16 protein-coding genes are annotated in these 21,699 nt (G+C 40.7%); 5 read left to right on the top strand and 11 right to left on the bottom strand.

Translation table 11 applies throughout. The features are described 5' to 3' along the window. Nucleotides 1-37: 37 nt before the first annotated feature. Nucleotides 38-1,261 (top strand): peptidase T, encoded by a 1,224-nt coding sequence (pepT, locus tag HMPREF1518_RS03615; RefSeq protein ID WP_033584188.1) that lies wholly within the window; start codon nucleotides 38-40, stop codon nucleotides 1,259-1,261. A gap of 36 nt (nucleotides 1,262-1,297) precedes the next feature. On the opposite strand, the gene HMPREF1518_RS03610 is transcribed toward pepT, so the two are convergent. From HMPREF1518_RS03610 to HMPREF1518_RS03590, 5 genes are all read right to left on the bottom strand, one after another. Beyond that, entirely contained in the window at nucleotides 1,298-4,351 is a 3,054-nt protein-coding gene (locus tag HMPREF1518_RS03610) for a pneumococcal-type histidine triad protein (RefSeq protein WP_033584186.1), read from the bottom strand. A 7-nt stretch (nucleotides 4,352-4,358) separates the two neighbouring features. Further along, nucleotides 4,359-5,276: a metal ABC transporter substrate-binding protein gene (locus tag HMPREF1518_RS03605; protein WP_033584184.1), complete on the bottom strand. Its 918-nt coding sequence runs from the start codon at nucleotides 5,274-5,276 to the stop codon at nucleotides 4,359-4,361. 195 nt (nucleotides 5,277-5,471) lie between these two features. Further along, a complete protein-coding gene (locus HMPREF1518_RS03600) occupies nucleotides 5,472-7,991 on the bottom strand; it encodes a pneumococcal-type histidine triad protein (RefSeq protein WP_033584182.1) in 2,520 nt (839 codons plus the stop codon). Between the two features lie 258 nt (nucleotides 7,992-8,249). Next, nucleotides 8,250-9,983 carry a phosphoenolpyruvate--protein phosphotransferase gene (ptsP, locus tag HMPREF1518_RS03595; protein ID WP_000138125.1) on the bottom strand — a complete coding sequence of 578 codons (1,734 nt, stop codon included), beginning with the start codon at nucleotides 9,981-9,983 and terminating at the stop codon, nucleotides 8,250-8,252. 5 nt (nucleotides 9,984-9,988) lie between these two features. Beyond that, nucleotides 9,989-10,252, bottom strand: coding sequence for a phosphocarrier protein HPr (locus HMPREF1518_RS03590; protein ID WP_000146948.1), 264 nt, complete (start codon nucleotides 10,250-10,252; stop codon nucleotides 9,989-9,991). 361 nt (nucleotides 10,253-10,613) lie between these two features. Here HMPREF1518_RS03590 and nrdH point away from each other — a divergent pair, with 361 nt between their 5' ends. The 4 genes from nrdH to HMPREF1518_RS03570 all read left to right on the top strand — a co-directional run bounded on the left by nrdH (nucleotide 10,614) and on the right by HMPREF1518_RS03570 (nucleotide 15,136). Next, the gene (gene nrdH / locus HMPREF1518_RS03585) at nucleotides 10,614-10,832 is read left to right on the top strand and encodes a glutaredoxin-like protein NrdH (protein WP_000259240.1); all 219 of its coding nucleotides are present in this window, start codon (nucleotides 10,614-10,616) and stop codon (nucleotides 10,830-10,832) included. Nucleotides 10,833-10,912: 80 nt separating this feature from the next. Next, nucleotides 10,913-13,072, top strand: a complete 2,160-nt coding sequence (nrdE, locus tag HMPREF1518_RS03580) for a class 1b ribonucleoside-diphosphate reductase subunit alpha (protein ID WP_033584179.1) — start codon at nucleotides 10,913-10,915, stop codon at nucleotides 13,070-13,072. 194 nt (nucleotides 13,073-13,266) lie between these two features. After that, complete coding sequence (gene nrdF, locus HMPREF1518_RS03575; RefSeq protein ID WP_000451378.1) at nucleotides 13,267-14,229, top strand: class 1b ribonucleoside-diphosphate reductase subunit beta; 963 nt, start codon at nucleotides 13,267-13,269, stop codon at nucleotides 14,227-14,229. 139 nt (nucleotides 14,230-14,368) lie between these two features. Next, nucleotides 14,369-15,136 (top strand): DeoR/GlpR family DNA-binding transcription regulator, encoded by a 768-nt coding sequence (locus tag HMPREF1518_RS03570; protein WP_000917592.1) that lies wholly within the window; start codon nucleotides 14,369-14,371, stop codon nucleotides 15,134-15,136. Nucleotides 15,137-15,175: 39 nt separating this feature from the next. Here HMPREF1518_RS03570 and lacG read toward each other — a convergent pair whose 3' ends face one another. The 6 genes from lacG to HMPREF1518_RS03540 all read right to left on the bottom strand — a co-directional run bounded on the left by lacG (nucleotide 15,176) and on the right by HMPREF1518_RS03540 (nucleotide 21,697). Further along, complete coding sequence (lacG, locus tag HMPREF1518_RS03565) at nucleotides 15,176-16,582, bottom strand: 6-phospho-beta-galactosidase (RefSeq protein WP_033584177.1); 1,407 nt, start codon at nucleotides 16,580-16,582, stop codon at nucleotides 15,176-15,178. An 84-nt stretch (nucleotides 16,583-16,666) separates the two neighbouring features. Beyond that, entirely contained in the window at nucleotides 16,667-18,361 is a 1,695-nt protein-coding gene (locus HMPREF1518_RS03560; protein WP_001037312.1) for a lactose-specific PTS transporter subunit EIIC, read from the bottom strand. Next, nucleotides 18,361-18,678, bottom strand: coding sequence for a PTS lactose/cellobiose transporter subunit IIA (locus tag HMPREF1518_RS03555; RefSeq protein ID WP_001078324.1), 318 nt, complete (start codon nucleotides 18,676-18,678; stop codon nucleotides 18,361-18,363). Before HMPREF1518_RS03555 ends, HMPREF1518_RS03560 begins: the two co-directional genes overlap by 1 nt. Nucleotides 18,679-18,713: 35 nt before the next feature. Beyond that, nucleotides 18,714-19,550, bottom strand: coding sequence for a PRD domain-containing protein (locus tag HMPREF1518_RS03550; RefSeq protein ID WP_000285741.1), 837 nt, complete (start codon nucleotides 19,548-19,550; stop codon nucleotides 18,714-18,716). A gap of 235 nt (nucleotides 19,551-19,785) precedes the next feature. After that, a complete protein-coding gene (gene lacD / locus HMPREF1518_RS03545) occupies nucleotides 19,786-20,766 on the bottom strand; it encodes a tagatose-bisphosphate aldolase (protein ID WP_001229129.1) in 981 nt (326 codons plus the stop codon). Between the two features lies 1 nt (nucleotide 20,767). After that, a complete protein-coding gene (locus HMPREF1518_RS03540; protein ID WP_000604257.1) occupies nucleotides 20,768-21,697 on the bottom strand; it encodes a tagatose-6-phosphate kinase in 930 nt (309 codons plus the stop codon). Nucleotides 21,698-21,699 lie beyond the last annotated feature (2 nt).

Raw genomic sequence — 21,699 nt, 5'->3', positions numbered from 1 at the left:
TTTTGCATTCTATTTTATGATAAAAAAAGGAGTTTTTATGTCTTATCCGAACCTTTTGGAACGCTTTTTAACCTACGTTAAGGTCAACACGCGTTCTGATGAACACTCTACTACTACTCCAAGTACGCAGAGCCAGGTAGATTTTGCGACCAATGTTCTTCTTCCTGAAATGAAACGTGTCGGCCTGCAAAATGTTTACTACCTACCAAATGGTTTTGCTATTGGGACCTTGCCAGCTAATGATCCGAGCTTGACACGTAAGATTGGATTTATCTCCCACATGGATACAGCTGACTTTAATGCTGAGGGTGTTAATCCGCAAGTCATCGAAAATTACGATGGTGAAGCTATCAACTTAGGTGATTCTGGATTTAAACTAGATCCGGCTGACTTTAAGAGTCTTGAGAAATATACAGGCCAAACGCTTATCACAACTGATGGCACGACCTTGCTGGGGGCTGATGACAAGTCAGGGATTGCTGAAATTATGACTGCTATCGAATATCTGACTGCTCACCCTGAAATCAAACACTGTGAAATCCGTGTCGGTTTTGGACCAGATGAAGAAATTGGTGTCGGTGCTAATCAATTTGATGCAGAAGACTTTGATGTTGACTTTGCCTATACTGTTGATGGCGGTCCGCTAGGTGAGCTTCAATACGAAACTTTCTCAGCAGCTGCTGCTGAACTCCATTTCCAAGGGCGCAATGTTCACCCTGGTACTGCTAAAGGACAGATGGTCAACGCTTTACAGTTAGCGATTGATTTTCATAATCAACTTCCAGAGAATGACCGACCTGAACTGACAGATGGTTACCAAGGTTTCTATCATCTTATGGATGTGTCAGGTAGTGTCGAGGAGGCGCGTGCAAGCTACATCATTCGTGACTTTGAAAAGGATTCCTTTGAAGCACGTAAAGCAGCTATGCAGTCTATTGCTGACAAGATGAATCAAGAACTTGGGAATGATCGCGTGACCTTAACTCTGACCGACCAGTACTACAATATGAAGGAAGTCATTGAGAAAGACATGACGCCTGTTACCATTGCTAAAGCTGTTATGGAAGATTTAGGGATCACGCCTATTATCGAACCAATCCGTGGCGGAACAGATGGCTCTAAGATTTCCTTTATGGGTATCCCAACTCCAAATATCTTTGCAGGTGGTGAAAACATGCACGGACGTTTTGAATACGTCAGCCTTCAAACTATGGAGCGTGCGGTGGATACCATCATTGGCATTGTATCTTATAAAGACTAAAAAAGACGAGGTAGCTCAGCTACTTCGCCTTTCTTTTTATTCGTTTGGTTGAGCATTTGGCTCAGACTCACTTTGTGCTTGCTTTTCTGTTGGTTGAGAAGCAGCTGTTTCACTGTCTTTCTCGGACTTAGATTGGCTATCAGTTTCACTTGCTTTTGAACGGAGTTCCTGGTTCAAGCTAATGATTTCTTTAGCTAGAGTGAGGAGACCTTCTTTATCACTGCTTTTGGCTGCAAGTTGATCAAATAGGGCATCAACACGTTCAAAGTCAGCATCTGTTCCTTTGTTATCCTCTAAGTACTTGTGAAGAGAGAGCAAGACATTATAGAGTTTTTGGTAGATGATCACCGTTTGTGGATCTTGTTCCGCTTCTTTTTTCTCTCGTTGGATAGTCGCTGCAATACGATTCAAGAGATCCTCAAGTTGTGTTTTAGCTTCGTCAAGGTCTGCATTTTCCTTTTCAGTAGCCGCTTTGATATTAGCTGCTTCTTCAGCTAGGGATTGTTTGACACCATCTTCTTTGACACGTGCTAGGAGTTGGGCAGCTTTAGTTAGGAGAGCATCCACTTCTTCCTTCTTAACATGGCTAACCCGCTCTTCTGGCATAAAATCACCGTAGAGTTCTTTTAGGAATTCATAGATGGCTGTCTTAGCAGTTTGACTATCTACTTTTTCCGTATCTAGAATAGTCTTACCAGCTTTTGTAGATACGGGTTCTTCTTTGAGAGCTTCTTCTACTTCTAGCTTAGTTTGGTAAATAGTTGGGAATAGCTTGTTCAAGTCGGTTGCTTTGAGGAAAGATTGTGACTGGTAAAGTTCCCATGTCAACTTGGCAACACGGTTCCGAAGTTCTTCTCTCAAACGACCATCAGACACATGTTCATAGAAATACTTGATGTACTCTACTGTTGTAACCCCGGTCCGATCTCGGAAATCTTGCAAGGCCTGCAGTTTCGCTTCAATGGCAGCCAACTCTGTCTCATCCTGTGCTAGTTTTGCTTCCTGCAAATGTACCAAAAGATCTTTCTTAGGCAAGCCATAAGTATCTGTATCCAATGTATTGATCTTATCTACTAGAGCTTGGTACTTCTTATCTAAAGGTGAAGTTTCAACCGGTGCCACACTTTGATCCACATGGATATACTGTTTATCAAAGAGATCCAAGGCTGCTAGGTATCCAGCAGTTGAGTTTGTTGCCAGTTTTTTCATATTTTCGGTGAACTGCCCCAAAGCAAGTTCAACACGTCTCTGCATGATTGGCTGGTCTTTGTAGAGACTTCTGCTATCTGCTAACAGTTGATCCACTTTAGATAGAACAGTTTGTTCATCAAATGCTCCAGGTTGATAGGTCGATTGTAGGGCCGGAATCTTATTTTTCAAAGCTACTTCATAGCCCTTAGTTTGAACCTTGATGTAGTGATTGTGGTCTCCGTGAGGAATCACAAAACTACCATTTTCTACTTGCAAACTATAAGGAGACACCCCATCACGTAGGGCAGTCGTATAAAGTTCATTTAGGAAATCCAGTTCTGGATTTCCAGTTTGGAGAGGAATACGAACATGTTCTTTTCGAACGGCATAGGGATGGATATGGGTTGGATCATAGGCTTGATCCGGATTTCCAAAGACAAAGAATCCATTTGAAATACGAATCGCTTCGAGCGGAACCCCGTAGGTCTGTGAGATATACTTGATTTTTTCTTCATCGCTAGCATCTCTTGAGAAACTTTCCACAGTCTTTGCAAGTGGTTGAACGTGCTGCGGCTGATGATTTTCTTTCAAGTGATCTTGGGCAGCTTTGATTTGGGCTGCAGTCAAGTCCTTCTTAAAGAAATAATGAGCGTGATCTCCATGAGAAACTACAAAACCTTGCTCATCTTCACTAATAACACGGTCAGCTGCAAAACCATGATCATGTTCTTCACCGTGATGATGGTCATGCTCCTCTCCATCATGTTCATGATCTTCATGGTTGGTATCCTGACTTCCATGGTCACCGTCTTGGTCATGAGGATGTTCTGGTTGAGCTGGATGTTCTGCTGGTTTGCTTGGATTTTCCAAAGGTGTTGGCTTCCCACTGTCGCTATTTAAAGGAATCATACGAGCAATCTTTTCTTCCAAAGCAGAAAGCTTTGTATATGGAATAAAATGATAGTGATTTCCATGAGGAATCGCTACGCCACTCGGTGTTCTACTTGAAATCTTAGCAGGATCAAAAATCAAGCCATCTGATTCAGCATAACGTTGAGTGCTTGGAAGAGCATAGAGCTGTTGCAATAGACTCTGAAGACTCTCAACTTGATTACTTGGTGCTTCAGCCTGTTGACTTGGGTTGGTAGTTTGACCAGTTTCGTTTGGACTAGGACGATAGTTAGTCACACTTGCTTGTTTTCTAGTTCCAGAGAGGTAGGCTTGGGCAGCAGCCAATTCGCTAGCAGACAAGGAACTCTTTGGAATGTAGTGGTAATGTCCACCATGAGGAACGATATAAGCATCACCAGTATCTTCTATAATATCAGATGGATTAAAGATGTAGCCATCATCTGTAGTATAACGACCTTGAGATTGAGCAAGCGCCACTGCACTGTTAGAAGTTGGTGCATCATGAGTATGACCTTGTTTTTGGCGCTCAATTTCGTCCTTCGTACGAATATTATCAGCATGAGCCGCATCTTTAAGGTAGACATAATACTTGCCATCCACCTTGATAATATAACCACCTTTGATTTCGTTGACAATGTCAGCGTCTTTCAGTTGATAATTGGCATCTTTCATCAAAAGCTCTTCGCTGAAAATCGCGTCAAAAGGAACTTTCCCATTGTAATAATGGAAATGATCACCGTGTGAAGTCACATAACCTTGATCGGTGATTTTCACGACAATTTGCTCAGCCTGAATATCTTCTTTTTTGCTAACTTGATCTGGTGTCTGGGTCTCTGTTTTTTGAGAGTCTTGCTTCCCATCAACATAAGACACACGATTATTATCTTTGTTTCCTTCTAGCTGGTGTCGGTTCAGTGTATAGATGCAAAGACTCAGGGAAAGGACTAAAGCCGATCCTGCTGCAAGATATTTTTTCTTAATTTTCATAATCTCCTCATTTTAATTCTTCTGCAAGAACATTCATATTTTCTTCTAGATTTTCTAAGTAAGTTTTGTCATTTTCAGGGTCTGCTTCCAAAGGATTGAGAGTTTTCAGACTAACTCCTGTTGATTTGACTAAGGTTTCAGCAACTTTAGAGGACGCATTGCTCTCAGTAAAGATGGTTTTGACATTATAAGTTTTGACAAATTCTTGGATTTCTGTCAACTGTCTCGGACTTGGCTCTTGTTCAGGGGAAATCCCTGCTATACCAAGTTGTTTCAATCCAAACCGTTTAGCGAGATAAGAAAAGGCTGTGTGTTGCGTAACAAAGGTCTTTTGACTCGCTTTTTCAAAAATAGGCTGGTACTTCTTAGTCAATTCTTGGGATTTAGTAATAAAGTTTTTAGCATTCTTTTGATACGTTTCCTTATTGGCACTATCAAGTTCCGAAAGTTTGTCTGCAATAATCTGTGCCTCTTCACCTGCTTTTTCTGGATCTAACCAAGTGTGAGGGTCGTAGAGTGTTTTTTCATCGATGCCGTCACCAGCTTCAACATCTTCCAAACCTGGTACACGCTCCAACGTCATTCCTTCAGAAGCTTCTAAAACCTTAACTTTTGAGTTTTTTAAGTTTGGATCTAGACTTCCCGCCCAAGATTCGAGCGTATGAGAATGGTAGACAAAGACATCCGCGTCATAGATAGCAGCAATGTCATTTGCTGACGGTTCAAAGGAGTGAATCCCACTACTTGACTGAATCATCCGTACGTCATTCAAGTCACCTGATACCTCTTTGACCATGGCATAGATTGGGTAAAAACTTGTTACAATCTTCATTCCTTTTGCTTCTTGTTTTTCTTTTTGACTACATGCTCCTAAGACAAGAACCAAGAGACCTACCACTAATAATAGAAATGTTCTTTTTTTCATTGTTACTCCTTAACTAGTATTTAACCATTCAATTAACTAGTAAATAGTTTATCTTTATTTACACTATATGTCAAGATATTTTACATATTTTCATGAAAAAAATGAGAACTAGAACTTACATTCTGTTCTCATTTTCGATTTTAACTTTTCTAGTTCTCCTATCCTGTTTTTAGGATCTAGAAAATGCTACTACCTTTACTTGCTCTCCTTTAATAAAGCCAACAACTTTTCAGCTTCAGCCATAATGGTATTGTTATCCTGAGCACCAAATAGCAGGTTATTTTTTAAGCCAGTGAGAGTTTCTTTGGCATTGGACTTGATAATGGGGTCTTGGATCTTTGCAAGTAGCTCTTCAGCCTCTCTCAACTTCGCTTCAACCTTTTCAGTCTCGACCTGAGGTTCTTCTGGTTCCTCTGGTGATTCTTCCTCCGGCTTCTCAGTTGGTTTTGGAGATTCTGGTTTCTCACTTTGAGGCTTCTCTTCGCGAGGTTTTTCTTCCTCAGGTTTGTCTGTCCGAGGTTTCTCCTCTGATGGTTTTTCCGTTTGATTGGTATCAGCTTGACCGTTTTGGTTTCTTTGAACATGGTCACTTGCATTTCCCCAACCACTATCTGAATGCGGACGTTCGTTTGGATGTTCGACATAGTACTTGACAGTCGCAAAGAGATCCTCTAGACTATAACCCTTAGGTGCCTCATAAAGTCCTTCGTCAAACCACTCAAATTTGATGTTATGGTAATGATCATAATGAGGAATGATTAAACTACCGTTTTTAACTTCCACGGTATGTTGGAGATTGTAAGGCATACGATCAAGCGGCACCTTCTTAGCTGCTTTCACGCGGTTGTAGATAGCTTCTGCTCCTTTAGCTTCAGTATTTCCTGGATTCTGATGGTCTGTTGAAGGAGGAGTCAAACCTTTCTCTTTAGCATAAGCCTGGGCTGCCGCTCTTTCGGCTTCAGACAAACTATCTTTCTTAATCCAATGACTATGGGTCATATGCGGAGTTACATATGCATCCCCCTCATCACTGGTGATATCATGAGGATCAAAGATATAGCCATCTTCTGTTGTATACTTGCCTGCCAACTTGGCTACCTGAATCTCATCATCAGTGTAGGTAATTTGCGCATTTGGTTTTCCTAGACGCTCTGGATGACGAATCGGCGCCAGAAAGGCCAAGATATCATCCACCAACTGGACTTTATCACTTGAGGCATCATTGAGACGTTCCAACAGTTTATCTAATGCATCAAAATCAGCTTGGCGCCCTCTATTATCAAGTAAGTCTTGATGAATTTTTGCTAGTAAATCATAAGCCTTATTGTAAAATCCTCGATCACTAGACGAGAGGTTTGTTTTCTTAACTCCTAGCTTATGAACTAAACTTTCTTGCTTGGCTAGTTTACCATCAATGGCTGCTGCTGTTTCTGCTGAAAGTTCCTTGGCAGGAATATAACGTGAGATTCCATTCTCCTCAAATACATAGCCATCAGCTACTTTTCTAACCGCCTGTTTGACCAATTTTTCGTCAATTGGATTGCTTGGAGCTGGTTGAGGATTTGGTGCAGGTTGCGGAGTCGGTTGTGGACTTGGTTGTTCTGGTCTTGAATCCGGCACCCAATGGTTCGAACGATAGCGAAGTGGGATGATGCGAGCGATTCGTTCTTCCAATTCAGACATTTGTTCGTAAGGGATGAAATGGTAATGGTTTCCATGAGGCACAGCAACTCCTCTGGCTGTTCGACTTGTAATCTGCGCTGGGTCAAAAACAAGGCCATCAGATTCTACGTGTCGTCGACTGAGTGGCAAGGCATAAAGTTGTTTCAGAAGGCCATCAATATCCTCATCACTTTGATTGACTTGACTGTTAGTGTTGCTGTTGTTGGTTGTGTTCGTATAGCTATAGCTGTTGCCTTGATTATTATAGGATGGGGTCCATCTATCTACATCGCTGCTAGCACTGTTGTTATTGGTACGGCGATAAGTAGGCGTATTTGATTGACCACTTCTACCAGATAGGAAGGCTTCTGCTGCAGCCAATTCGCTGGCTGATAACTCACTCTTAGGAATGTAATGGTAATGGTTCCCATGAGGGACGATATAAGCATCACCAGTATCCTCAATGATATCAGAGGCATTAAAGATATAACCATCATCTGTGGTGTAGCGTCCCTGTGAACGTGCCAAGGCTACCGCACCATCGTTTGCTGAAGTTCCTCCTTCACGATGCTGACTATGCTCTTGTTTTTGTCGATTGATTTCTTCTTTCGTACGGACATTATCCGCATGGGCCGCATCCTTAAGGTAGACATAGTATTTCCCATCTACCTTGATGACATAACCACCCTTGATTTCACTGACAATATCCTCATCTTTTAGTGTATAGTTTGGATCCTTCATCAGCAACTCTTCACTGATGATAGCGTCGTAAGGAACCTTACCATTGTAATAATGATAGTGGTCACCGTGTGAAGTGACATATCCCTGGTCTGTAATCTTGATGACGATTTGTTCGGCATTGATGCCTTCTTTTTTGCTGACCTCATCAGGAGTCAGATTCTCTGTTTTTTGCACAGCCTGTTTTCCATCAACGTAAGACACACGGTTATTTTCTTTGACCGTTCTGGCTTGATACAGTCCCAACTCGTAAGAGCAAACACTTAAAATTAAAGCTGCCGCAGAAGCAGCAAGGTATTTTTTATTAATTTTCATCGAAACTCTCTTTCTTTTTGATATTTCTAGTTGCAATTCATTTCTAAATTGCAGAAACTCCTCTCTAAAAGTTAACTGGTTAATAGTTTACTCCTAAATTTTCAACTTGTCAAGAATTTTATGAACCAGTTAATGATTTTTTTGTTTTCTACACTATCTTCTATCTGAACAGTCTGATTTGAGAATCCTATATTGAAAATCAATCACCAAATTTTTAAAACAAAAAATCCCTGCAACTGAGTTGCAAGGACCTTTCAATTAATCAAAGTCAACGTATTCTTTTTGAAGTTCAAGAACTTCTTCCATTGTTGAGCATTCTGTAAGGGCACGGTTTGCGTACTCTTCCATCTTAGCTGTGTCGAGTTTCTTCATCAAGCTACGTGTACGAAGGACAGATGTTGCTGACATAGAGAACTCATCTAAGCCCATTCCGACAAGAAGTGGAACAGCTTTTTGGTCACCAGCCATCTCACCACACATACCTGCCCATTTACCTTCAGCGTGAGCTGCTTTGATAACGTTGTTAATCAAACGTAGGATTGATGGGTTATATGGTTGGTAAAGGTATGAAACTTGCTCATTCATACGGTCTGCTGCCATTGTGTATTGGATCAAGTCGTTTGTACCAATTGAGAAGAAGTCAACTTCTTTTGCAAATTGGTCTGCAAGCATTGCTGCTGCTGGGATTTCGATCATGATACCAACTTGGATATTATCCGCAACTGCAACACCTTCAGCAAGAAGGTTTGCTTTTTCTTCGTCAAAGACTGCCTTCGCTGCACGGAATTCTTTCAAGAGCGCAACCATCGGGAACATGATACGCAATTGACCGTGTACAGACGCACGAAGAAGAGCACGGATTTGTGTGCGGAACATAGCATCTCCAGTTTCAGAAATAGAGATACGAAGGGCACGGAATCCAAGGAATGGGTTCATTTCATGAGGCATATCGAAGTAAGGAAGTTCCTTATCTCCACCGATATCCATTGTACGAACAACAACAGGCTTACCGTTCATTCCTTCAAGTACAGCTTTGTATGCTTCGTACTGCTCGTCTTCTGTTGGGAAGTCTTGAGAATCCATGTACAAGAACTCTGTACGGTAAAGACCAACAGCTTCGGCACCGTTGACATTGACACCTTCAACGTCTTTTGGAGTACCGATGTTAGCAGCCAATTCAAAGTGTTTACCATCAGCAGTTACTGTCTTAGCATCTTTCAAGAGAGCCCATTCAGCTTTTTGTTTCGCATAAGCTTCACCAGCTGCCTTGAATTCTGCCGCTTGCTCATCAGTTGGGTTGATAATCACTTCACCAGTGATACCGTTAACAGCAAGGATATCACCATCTTTAACAATTTCAGTGATGTTGTTTGTACCCAATACTGCAGCTATTTCAAGTGTACGCGCCATGATAGCTGAGTGGCTCGTACGTCCACCGATGTTGGTTACAAAAGCTTTTACAAAGTTTTTGTCCAATTGAGCTGTATCTGAAGGAGTCAAGTCATGCGCAATCACGATCACTTCTTCATTGATAGAAGCTGGGTTTGGCAATTTCTTACCAAGGAGATTTGCCAATACACGTTTCGTCACGTCGCGGATATCCGCTGCACGTTCTTGCATGTATGGGTTGTCTTCCATACCTTCAAAGATAGTGATAAACATGTCTGTCACTTCTTTCAGACCTGCTTCTGCATTCACTTTCTTCGCACGGATTGTTTCCTTAATTTGGCTGATCATTTCTGGGTCAGCAAGAACCATTAAGTGAGCGTCAAAAACTTGAGCAGCTTCTTCACCGAGCGTACCTACTGCTTTCTCACGAATAACAGAAAGCTCGTCTTGTGATGCTTTTAGAGCGGCATCAAGGCGAGCTTCTTCTGCGTTTGTATCTTCGACTGTAATAGTCTCAAATGACAAATCCGGTTGAACGAGTAGATATGCTTTTGCAACTGCAACACCGTCTGATGCTGCGATTCCTTTAAGCATTTCTGTCATTTTCCTTATGCCAATCCTTCTTTTTCCATAGTTTCAGTGATAGCAGCGATTGCGTCGTCAGCATCTGCACCTTCAGCTGAAATTGTAACGTCAGCACCTTGGCCAACACCAAGACTCATAACACCCATGATAGATTTAAGGTTTACTGATTTACCTTTGTATTCAAGAGTGATATCTGAAGCAAATTTGCTAGCTGTTTGAACCAACAATGTTGCTGGACGTGCGTGAATACCTGTTTCTGCCACTACGTGGAAATCTTTAGAAGCCATAGTTTGACTCTCCTTTAGTTATTTCTTTTTTGGATTATATGTGATAACCCTTACAAGACTGTATTATATCACCTTCTAGATAATTTTTCAAGTATTTTATGGATTTTCTTCGTTTTCCTTTCTGATAACTTGCTGAAAATCTTCTATTTATATTGCCAATATACAGTATGTAGTTTTTTTATTTTGAGAAAGTTTGACAGTTCAACGGAAGTCAAAATTTATGTTTCAAAAAACACTATATCTTGTGTTTTGATTTCAAAACTGTAACTTTTTAGCACAAGATTTAGTTTAAAAAGTTTGACAAAGTTTTTTTTTCTGATATACTAAGAAAGTAATCTATTTTGAAAGAGGAGTTACGAAAATGGTAACCGTTTATTCTAAAAATAACTGCGTCCAATGTAAGATGACCAAACGTTTCTTGGACAGCAACAATGTCGCTTATCGTGAGATCAATCTCGACGAGCAACCAGAGTACATAGATCAAGTTAAAGAGCTTGGTTTCAGCGCTGCTCCTGTTATCCAAACACCAACTGAAGTCTTTTCAGGTTTCCAACCAGGAAAACTGAAACAATTAGCATAATCTTAGTACATCATCCAGAAGAGATTGCTTCTAGGGCTAACTTAGAGGCCTTTCTTTTGTAATTAGATAAAGGAAATTTTATGGGATTAAAACATCTTGAGGACGTGACTTACTTCCGTCTCAATAACGAAATCAACCGTCCTGTCAATGGACAAATCATGCTTCATAAAGATAAAGAAGCCTTGGATGCCTTCTTTAAAGAAAATGTAGTTCCAAACACTATGGTTTTTGATTCAATTACTGATAAAATCAACTACCTTATTGAACATAACTATATTGAAACTGCATTTCTCAAGAAGTACCGTCCAGAGTTTTTGGAAGAACTGCATCAATTCATCAAAGACCAAAACTTCCAATTCAAATCATTCATGGCAGCCTATAAGTTTTACAACCAGTACGCCTTGAAGACTAATGACGGTGAATATTACCTTGAAAGTATGGAAGACCGTGTCTTCTTTAATGCACTTTACTTTGCTGACGGGGATGAAGCGATCGCGACTGATATTGCCAATGAAATCATCCACCAACGCTACCAACCAGCTACTCCTTCCTTTTTGAACGCAGGCCGTGCTCGTCGTGGGGAGTTGGTCTCTTGTTTCTTGATTCAAGTAACTGATGACATGAACTCTATCGGACGTTCTATCAACTCTGCTCTTCAACTTTCACGTATCGGTGGTGGTGTGGGAATTTCCCTCAGCAACCTTCGTGAAGCTGGAGCTCCTATCAAAGGTTATGAAGGTGCTGCTTCTGGTGTCGTACCAGTTATGAAGCTTTTTGAAGACAGCTTCTCTTACTCAAACCAACTCGGGCAACGTCAAGGTGCCGGGGTTGTCTACCTCAACGTCTTTCACCCAGATATCATCGCTTTCCTTTCAACTAAGAAAGAAAATGCCGATGAAAAGGTTCGTGTTAAGACCCTCTCACTTGGAGTTGTGGTACCAGATAAATTCTACGAATTAGCTCGTAAAAATGAAGAAATGTATCTCTTTAGCCCTTACTCTGTAGAGCTTGAGTACGGTGTACCATTCAACTACATCGACATCACTGAAAAATACGATGAATTAGTCGCAAATCCAAATATCCGCAAGACAAAAATCAAGGCGCGTGATTTGGAAACTGAAATCTCTAAATTGCAACAAGAATCTGGTTACCCTTATGTAGTCAACATTGATACAGCCAACCGTGCTAATCCAGTAGATGGTAAGATTATCATGAGTAACTTGTGTTCTGAGATTCTTCAAGTTCAAAAACCAAGCTTGATCAACGATGCTCAAGAATTCCTTCAAATGGGAACAGACGTTTCATGTAACCTTGGATCAACCAACGTGGTCAACATGATGACTTCACCTGACTTTGGTCGTTCTATTCGCGCGATGGTTCGTGCCCTTACTTTCGTTACAGATAGTTCACACATCGTAGCTGTCCCTACTATCGACCACGGAAACAGTTTGGCTCACACCTTTGGCCTTGGTGCCATGGGACTTCATAGTTACCTTGCCCAACAACTGATTGAGTACGGATCACCTGAGTCAATTGAATTTACAAGCATCTACTTTATGCTTATGAACTACTGGACCTTGGTGGAATCAAACAATATCGCACGCGAACGTGGTATCACCTTCCACAACTTTGAAAAATCAGACTATGCTAACGGTAGCTACTTTGACAAGTATGTGACAGGCGAATTTGTTCCAAAATCAGGCCGTGTTAAAGAACTCTTCAAAGATGTCTTTATCCCAAGTGCTGCTGATTGGGCTGAACTTCGCGAAAAGGTTCAAGCAGATGGACTTTACCACCAAAACCGTCTAGCTGTTGCTCCAAATGGTTCTATCAGCTACATCAACGATGTTTCTGCTTCTATCCACCCGATTACGCAACGTATCGAAGAACGTCAGGAAAAGAAAATTGGTAAGATCTACTACCCTGCCGCAGGTTTGTCAACAGATACTATCCCTTACTACACTTCTGCCTACGACATGGATATGCGTAAGGTGATTGATGTTTACGCTGCTGCAACTGAACACGTGGATCAAGGGCTTTCACTCACTCTCTTCATGCGTAGCGACATTCCAAAAGGTCTTTACGAATGGAAGAAAGAAAACAAACAAACGACACGTGACTTGTCTATTCTTCGTAACTATGCCTTTAACAAGGGTATCAAGTCTATCTACTACGTCCGTACCTTTACAGACGACGGTGGGGAAGTTGGTGCTAACCAATGTGAAAGCTGTGTGATTTAATTTTTGCTTGAGGAAACTACATTTTCTCAGACTACTGATTAAGTTACCCGCCAGACAAAACTTGATAAGTATCTTAAATACCATGAAAAACTAAAAAGTCGGGCTTCCGACTTTTTGTGCGATACTCTTCTCAGACTATGATAAAATAGAGATGATTCGACAATCGCATTATTACATACAGAAAGAGATTTCAAATGGAAACTTACTACAAAGCCATTAACTGGAATGCCATCGAAGATGTCATCGACAAATCAACTTGGGAAAAGCTAACGGAGCAATTCTGGCTCGATACGCGTATTCCCTTGTCAAATGACCTTGATGACTGGAGAAAACTATCAAACAAGGAAAAGGACTTGGTAGGAAAAGTCTTTGGTGGTTTAACGCTTCTTGATACCATGCAATCTGAAACAGGGGTTCAGGCTCTTCGTTCTGACATCCGTACACCGCATGAGGAAGCTGTTTTTAACAACATCCAATTTATGGAATCTGTCCATGCAAAATCTTATTCTTCTATCTTTTCAACCTTGAATACCAAGGCTGAAATTGAAGAAATCTTTGAATGGACCAACACTAATCCCTACCTACAAAGAAAAGCGGAAATTATCAATGAAATCTATCTCAATGGTAGCCCACTAGAAAAGAAAGTTGCCAGCGTTTTCCTTGAAACCTTCCTCTTCTACTCTGGTTTCTTTACACCACTCTACTATCTCGGTAACAACAAACTGGCCAACGTTGCGGAAATCATTAAACTAATCATCCGTGATGAGTCTGTTCACGGAACTTACATTGGTTACAAATTCCAACTTGGTTTCAATGAATTGCCTGAAGAAGAGCAAGAAAAACTTAAAGAATGGATGTACGATCTGCTCTATACCCTCTACGAGAACGAAGAGGGCTATACTGAAAGTCTCTATGACGGTGTTGGTTGGACCGAAGAAGTTAAAACCTTCCTTCGTTACAATGCCAATAAGGCCCTTATGAACCTAGGACAAGATCCTCTCTTCCCAGATTCAGCTGATGATGTCAATCCTATCGTCATGAACGGTATTTCAACAGGAACTTCTAACCACGACTTCTTCTCTCAAGTCGGAAATGGTTACCTCCTTGGTGAAGTTGAAGCCATGCAAGACGAGGATTACAACTACGGTTTAGACTAATTTGACCAATCATTCAAAATATCATGGTCTGTTTAAAACAGCCATGATGTTTTTGTTTTTGTTTTATTTTGTTTTTTTCTATTTGATTGATTGAGCGTTTTATGGTAAGATAATAATAGTAGAAATCGAGGTGATAAGGATGCTAAAGCAAGAAAAGCTAGATAGTATTTTAGAAACAGTGAATACTAAAGGAACCATTACTGTAAAAGAGATTATGGAGAGTCTTGATGTATCAGATATGACTGCTCGTCGCTACTTACAAGAATTGGCAGATAAGGATTTGCTGGTTCGTGTGCATGGTGGTGCTGAAAAACTTCGTACAGGTTCTCTCTTAAACAACGAACGCTCAAACGTCGAAAAACAAGGCTTGCAGATTGCTGAAAAACAAGAAATTAGCCGTTTTGCAGGTCATTTGATTGACGAAGGTGAAACCATTTTTATCGGACCAGGAACAACCTTAGAATGTTTTGCTCGTGAGCTCCCTATCGATAATATTCGTGTTGTAACAAACAGTCTTCCAGTTTTTCTCATCCTAAACGAACGAAAACTAACAGATTTGATCTTGATTGGCGGAAATTATCGCTCTATCACTGGTGCTTTTGTAGGGACACTTACCTTACAGGATTTGACAAACCTTCAGTTTTCTAAGGCATTTGTTAGCTGTAATGGTATTAAGGATAAGGCAATTGCTACTTTCAGTGAAGAAGAGGGCGAGGTACAACGAATCGCCCTGAATAATGCCAATAAAAAATACTTACTGGCAGACCACAGTAAGTTTAATAAGTTTGATTTTTACACTTTTTACAATATCTCAGAGATTGATACCATCGTTTCAGATTCCAAACTGAGTCAGGAGACATTTGAAGATCTGTCGAAACAAACAACCATTCTTTTATCAAAACCATAAAAATTCCCCTGCCTTTTGGCGGGGAATTTTTGTTGAATTTTAATCAATAAGTTGTGTCTCAGCTAGTTTCTTGTACCAGTGAGCTGATTTCTTTGGATAGCGCTCCTGGGTTTCAAAATCAACATAGAAGAGGCCGTAACGCTTTTCGTAACCATTTGACCAAGAAAAGACATCCATCAGAGACCAGATAAAGTAGCCTTTGACATTGGCTCCATCAGAGATTGCATCTGCAATCACTTCCATATGTTTCTTAACATAATCAATCCGTCCATCATCGTAGACTGTTCCATCCACAAACTCATCTTTGTATCCGAGACCATTCTCTGTGATGTAGATTTTCTTGTAATTTGGGTAATCTTTCTTCACGCGCATGATTTGATCATACAAACCTTTAGGATAGATAATCCAGTCCCAGTCCGTACGTGGGACATAGTCAGGCGCCACTCGACGTCCAACTCCCTTAATCTGATATTTAGAACTTCCTTTTTCACCTTTTCCATTGTGGATGATTTCCGTCTCTCCGTCAAAGGCTTGCATCCAATCACTCATGTAGTAGTTAATGCCGAGGAAGTCATTCAAGTCTTTTGCAGCTTCTAGCACGGCGAAGTCTTCTTCACGCAGATCTAAGCTTCCACCGTTGACGGATAAAATATGGTTGACGCCTTCCATGGTTTCTTCGGAATATCGTCCTAGATAAGTCGCATCCAAAATAAATTTATTGTGAATGATATCTTCTAACTCGGCTGCACAAACATCTGCTGGATTATCTGGATCCAGAGGATACTTAGTAGGCAGGGCATGAACAACACCAATTTCCCCTTTATAGCTTTTCTCTTTGTACAATTTTACCGCGCGTGCATGCGACACCATCATATTGTGATGAGATTGGAAGACTTTGGCAAGGTCGTACTGAATACCTGGAGGGAATTTCCCAACCAAGTATTGACCATCTCCTATCGGCCCAATTTCATTAAAGGTTGTCCAAAAGTTAACTTCAGGAAATTCTTCAAAACAGAAGGCCGCATAATCCACAAAGTGATCAATGTTTTCTCTGTTCAGGAAATCTCCGTTTGAATGAAGCGCCTCGGGTGTATCAAAGTGATGAAGAGTTACAAAGGGCTCAACATGCCGTTTGTGACATTCTGCAAATAGATTATGATAGAACTCAACCCCCTTGTCATTAACCTTCCCATAACCAGTTGGAAAGATACGTGACCAAGCGATTGAAATACGGATACCATTGACACCATACTCTTCTGCTAGTTTGAGGTCAACTGGGTATTTGTGATAGAAATCACTGGCTGGTTCAGCAGTGTACCAGTAGTTATCTTTGAGGTATTTGTCCCAGGCAACTGGTCCTTTACCATCGGTATTGGTCGCACCTTCTGCTTGATAGGCGGCTGTTGCTCCGCCAAAAATAAAGTCTTTTGGAAGTGTTTTTGTCATTTGATTCACCTTTCAAGAAATAGAAATGAGATGGGGGTATAGTTGGGAGGAGTTCCTCCATCTCACTTCTTCGCTATTTACATTTTATTCTTCGAACTGCGCTTGAACAAAGGCAAGAGCGCCTTTTCCATCGCGAGTCAATTTAATGTATTGGCCACCTTCTGTCTTGGCAAGTTTGATACCAAGTTTGTCGGTTTCGGCCTTCATGTCTTCAAAGTTTGAAGCAACTTGAGGAGCAAGGATGACCAGATCAAACTCAGGCAACATTTCACGGTGAGCACCATAGCCACCAGCTGCTGCTTTAACAGGAACTTTGTACTCTGCAGCTGCCTTGTTTAGAGCATTTGCAAGAAGACCACTTGTACCTCCTCCTGCACAGAGAACGAGAACATTTGTTTCTTCTGTGATTGTGTTTTGCGCTGCTTCTACACCTGCTTTTTCAAGAATAGCATCTGCTTTGGCAGTATTGAAGTTTGCAGCTACTTTTTCTTTTAATTCATCATTAACTTTACCAGAACGCTCTTCTTCAAGGATTTGTTCATCATAGACTTTAAGGAATGGATAGTAAATGACAATGTCAACAACGATTAGAAGGGCAGCAAGGATGAACGATAGAACTTGGAAGTTTGTACCGAGAACAATACCGAGCGGACCTGGTGTTGTCCAAGGAAGGTTGGCAGTAAATGAGTTCATGCCGAGCGTTTCAATGAAGAATTTAAAGATCCATACGTTTGCGATTGGAGCAAAGATGAATGGAATAAAGAAGATTGGGTTCAAGACTAGCGGAGCACCAAACAGGATTGGTTCGTTCACACCGAAGAAGGTTGGTACTACTGACGCACGTCCGATTGCACGGTTTCGTTTCGATTTGGTCAACCACATGAACATGAATGGAACAACCAGTGTCGCACCAGTACCACCCATGGTAACGATAAACATTTGTGTACCAGAAGTAAGGATCTTGTCAGCGTGCATCCCTTGTTGGAGAAGGTTCAAGTTGACTTCAGCATTTGCATAGGTAATAGCTGCGATTGCTGGCTCGACGATTGAAGGACCGTGGATACCAACAAACCAGAAGAAGGCAAAGGCACCAAAGATAATCGTAATACCTAGATAACCATCAGCAGCAGAGAATAATGGTGCAAAGAATTTACCGATTGATTCAGCTACGCTTGCACCAACAAAATGACGAGCTAGTAAATCAAGAGCATAAAGAGAAACCACTGATAGAGTGAATGGAATCACATCTTTAAATACTTGTGAGATATTTGGTGGAACTTCGTCAGGCATACGAATAGTGACGTTGTTCTTAACACAAACCTTATAGATGGCTACAGTAACAAAGGCAGCAAGGAAGGCTGAAAGCAAACCTTTTGTCCCCAAGAATCCAGTAGCTAGGCCATTTTCGATAGGATCAGCTGCCAACATCAACAAACCAACAATTGCTGCCAAAAGTGTTGACATATAGTTGATTTGATTGGTTTTCTCCATGCTACGGTTTACTGAGTCGGTCAATGACTTAGCTGTTGTACCAGCTACCAAGAGAGCTAGAATCCCCATTGAATAGCTATAAGGTTTCATGAGGAGATTAACAACATCATCAGACCATTTAAAGCCCCATGAGTTTGGTACAAAAGCAATCAAGATAAAGATACTTGAGAAGAGAATAACAGGCATACCTGCAATGAAACCATCACGAATAGCACGAAGATAGATATTACGAGATAATTTCTCAAAGAAAGGTTTTCCTTTCTCAATAAATGCAATTAATTTATTCATTACTTAACTCCTCTCTTATAGAGTTCGATTAAATGGTGCATCAAATCTTTTAACAAGATAGTTGTCATCAAGTGGTCTTGGCCATGCATCATGGTTACACTATAAGCTAAGTCCTCACCTGAAGCTTCCTTAGTTAATAGACTTGTTTGCGCGTGGTGAGCCTCTGCAATGCAAGAACCAGCTTCCTCGACTAAGCTATCTGCTTTCGCAAAATCGCCAGCTTCAGCAGCCTTCAAGGCTTCCAATAGTTTTGAACGAGCATCGCCAGCATAGGCTACGATTTCAAAACCTAACAATGTTACTTCTTCTCTATTCATGATAGAATTCTCCTTATGTATTTTTAATTAAATTTTTATGACAATAAACGTTGGATATGTAGAACTAGATAAACTCGTTCACTTTTATACAGATCAAGACCCGTATGTTGCGTAATCACATCATAGATCTTGGAACCAATCTCGAACGCTTTTGGATAGGATTGTTTAATATGATCTTCCATATCCAGAAGTGATTGGTTATCATCTCTAGATCTGTCTAAATAATCCAAGAAATAATTCAAATGAATCATAAAACGATCATAGAAATGATTATTCTCTTTGGTTCGTTGAATTGCATAACCCTTTAGCACTTCTTCGACATTCCTGAGAATTTCTTTCCTCTTATCAATCGACTCCACAAGTTCCACTTCATTTTCACCTTCGGCATTGATGAAATGATAAGCAATCCGAATAATTTCATCCTCAGGGAAATGATCTGTCAACTTCTGACGATAGATTTCAAAGGCTTCCTTTGCGATTTGAAAAGCGACAGGATACTTAGTGGAAATATCTGGTAGATTGCTATCCTTGTACCTTCCTTGTGTTAGAGCTTGATAGGAACAGTAAATATGATCTGTCAAGGTCACATAGAGATATTCTTGAATCGGATAGTGATATTTCTTAGAAAGATTATCAATGATCTCGTAGGTCACTGTGATAAAATCAAGCGGAACATCTTTGAGAAGAGCCATAAAGTTTTCTCTGGACTCTTCGGTCTTCATCCGAAAAATTTTCTCAACCTGATTTTCAGCAATCAAATCCCCCTTCTTCTTTCCAAATGTAATCCCTTTACCAATTACAATCACCTCTTCTCCTTTATCATTTCTGACAAGTGAAACATTGTGATTCATTGGATTTAGAATTCGATACATGTCAACCTCCTTTTATATATTAAAGGTATATAAGTACAAAAAATGACCACAAATGAACTAGAAAATCCTTTGATTTCTAATCCACCTGTGATCATGCCTAATATTACTTAGTAACACTCACCTTGTATTAACTTGTGATTTAAGTATAGCACAAGTAAGTTATTTTGTAAACCTTTACATGTAACTTTTTTTAAAAATTTTTTTAGATTCATGTTCCTAAACTAGGAGAAAGATTTTACACGCGTTCTTTCCATGAAGTCGCTGTTGTTTGAAGAACCTTGTTGAGTTCGTCAATGTTCTCAAATCCAGTTGTACGCAACCACTCACGAGCTGCTGCTTCACCGTCTTTGATGTAGGCTTCAACTGATCCAGCCCATGTAGCACGGCCACAAAGAACTCCGTTGAAGTTTGCGCCTGATTCATGAGCAAATACAAGAGTATCTTGGAAAAGTTTAGCTGATACACCAGCACTCAAGTAGATGTATGGCAAGTTAGTCGCTTCATCTTGTGCTTTGAAGAAGGCTGCAGCTTCTTCACGTGTATATACTACTTCACCTTCAGCGAAGCCTTCAACATATTTAATGTTAACAGGAACTTCTACTTTCAAGACATCGATGTTAAAGCGTGGGTCTGAGAAGACCTTCATAGCACCAATAACCTTGTGTGGTTTTACTTTGGCGTATTCTGCAGAACCTGCGTCAGCAATTTTTTCATCGTAAGCGAGGATTTCAAGGAAGAATGGGATATCTTCAGCCACACACTCAGAACCAATACGTTCGATGTAGGCTTGTTTTTCTTGGTTGAGTTCGTCAGCGCTGTCTACGTCATAGTAAAGCAAGAACTTCACAGCGTCTGCACCTTGCTCCTTGATACGTTTTGCAGACCAAACATCCAAGCAGTCAGGCAAGCGTTTGGTGCTTGTTGTATCGTAACCAGTTTTCTCATAAGCAAGGAGAAGACCAGCATTTGGATCAAGCGCTTTTGTAGCTGGAAGTCCATACTCTGGGTCAAGAAGCATAGAAGAAGCGTATTTAGTCAATTCATCTGCAACCAAGACTTTGAGTTCTTCCATTTGAGCTACTGTTGGCTCTTCCGTTTGGTATTGAGCCATGAGGCGTTTCAAAGCACCACGTTGGTCAAAGGCAAGAGCTGAAATGATTCCATTTTCATCTGAAAGTTTTTCTAAGCGTGCACGTTTTTGTTCTGTTAAAGCCATTTTATACCTCTTTTACTATTAATTGATCATATAGAGCTTGATAGTTGGTCATGTTGACATGACCAGTCATTTTTTCTTGAGCATTGAGCATACCAAGGACATTTGCCTTGATGAGGAGTTCTGCATCTGATTCTTTGTGAAGAAGACCTGAAGAAATTCCTGCAACAGTAGAATCTCCAGACCCGACAGGATTGACTACCTGAATTCTAGGAATATCTACCTTGTAGAAAGTATCACCATGTTTTGCAAAAGCACCATTTGCACCAAGTGAAACAATTATCCACTCAATCCCTGCAAATAAAGGCTCTTGAAGAACTTCTTTTAATTCATCCAAATCCTCAGAAACTTCTTTCCCAAGAAGCTGAGACAATTCTTCGTTATTTGGTTTGATTACTGTTGGTTTATGTGGTGATTCAAGAACCTCCTGAAGGGCAGCACCTGAGCAATCCAGAACAACTGGTTTTCCTGCGCGATTAGCAAGTTCTACTAAGCTCGCATAGTAATCAACTGGAAGACCTGCTGGCAGACTACCAGAGATAGCAACTACTTCCACAGTGTCAAGAAGATTTTCGAAATGAACCAAGAAATCTTGCCCTTCTTGTTCAAGAACTTCGGGACCTTTTTCAAGGATTTCTGTTTGGTTTTCACCGTGTAGAATAGCGATACAGTTACGAGTCTCTCCTTGAATGGAGAAGAAACGTTTCGTTACTTTATCGTCAATATGCTCTACTAAAAACTCACCAAGTTTACCACCGACCAAACCAGTAGCAGCAACAGAATCACCAAATTCTGAAAGAACTCGTGTAACATTGAGACCTTTACCACCAGCTGTCTTGGTCACGTCCACCACACGGTTGACAGTGTCAATTTTTAATTCATCCAAAGGATAAGAAATATCAATGGATGGATTCATTGTGACTGTTAAAATCATGC

Source organism: Streptococcus sp. SR1, assembly GCF_000526075.1.
GTDB lineage: Bacteria > Bacillota > Bacilli > Lactobacillales > Streptococcaceae > Streptococcus > Streptococcus halitosis.
Note: the sequence above shows the minus strand (reverse complement) of the source record. Positions and strands in the feature narration are given on the sequence as shown.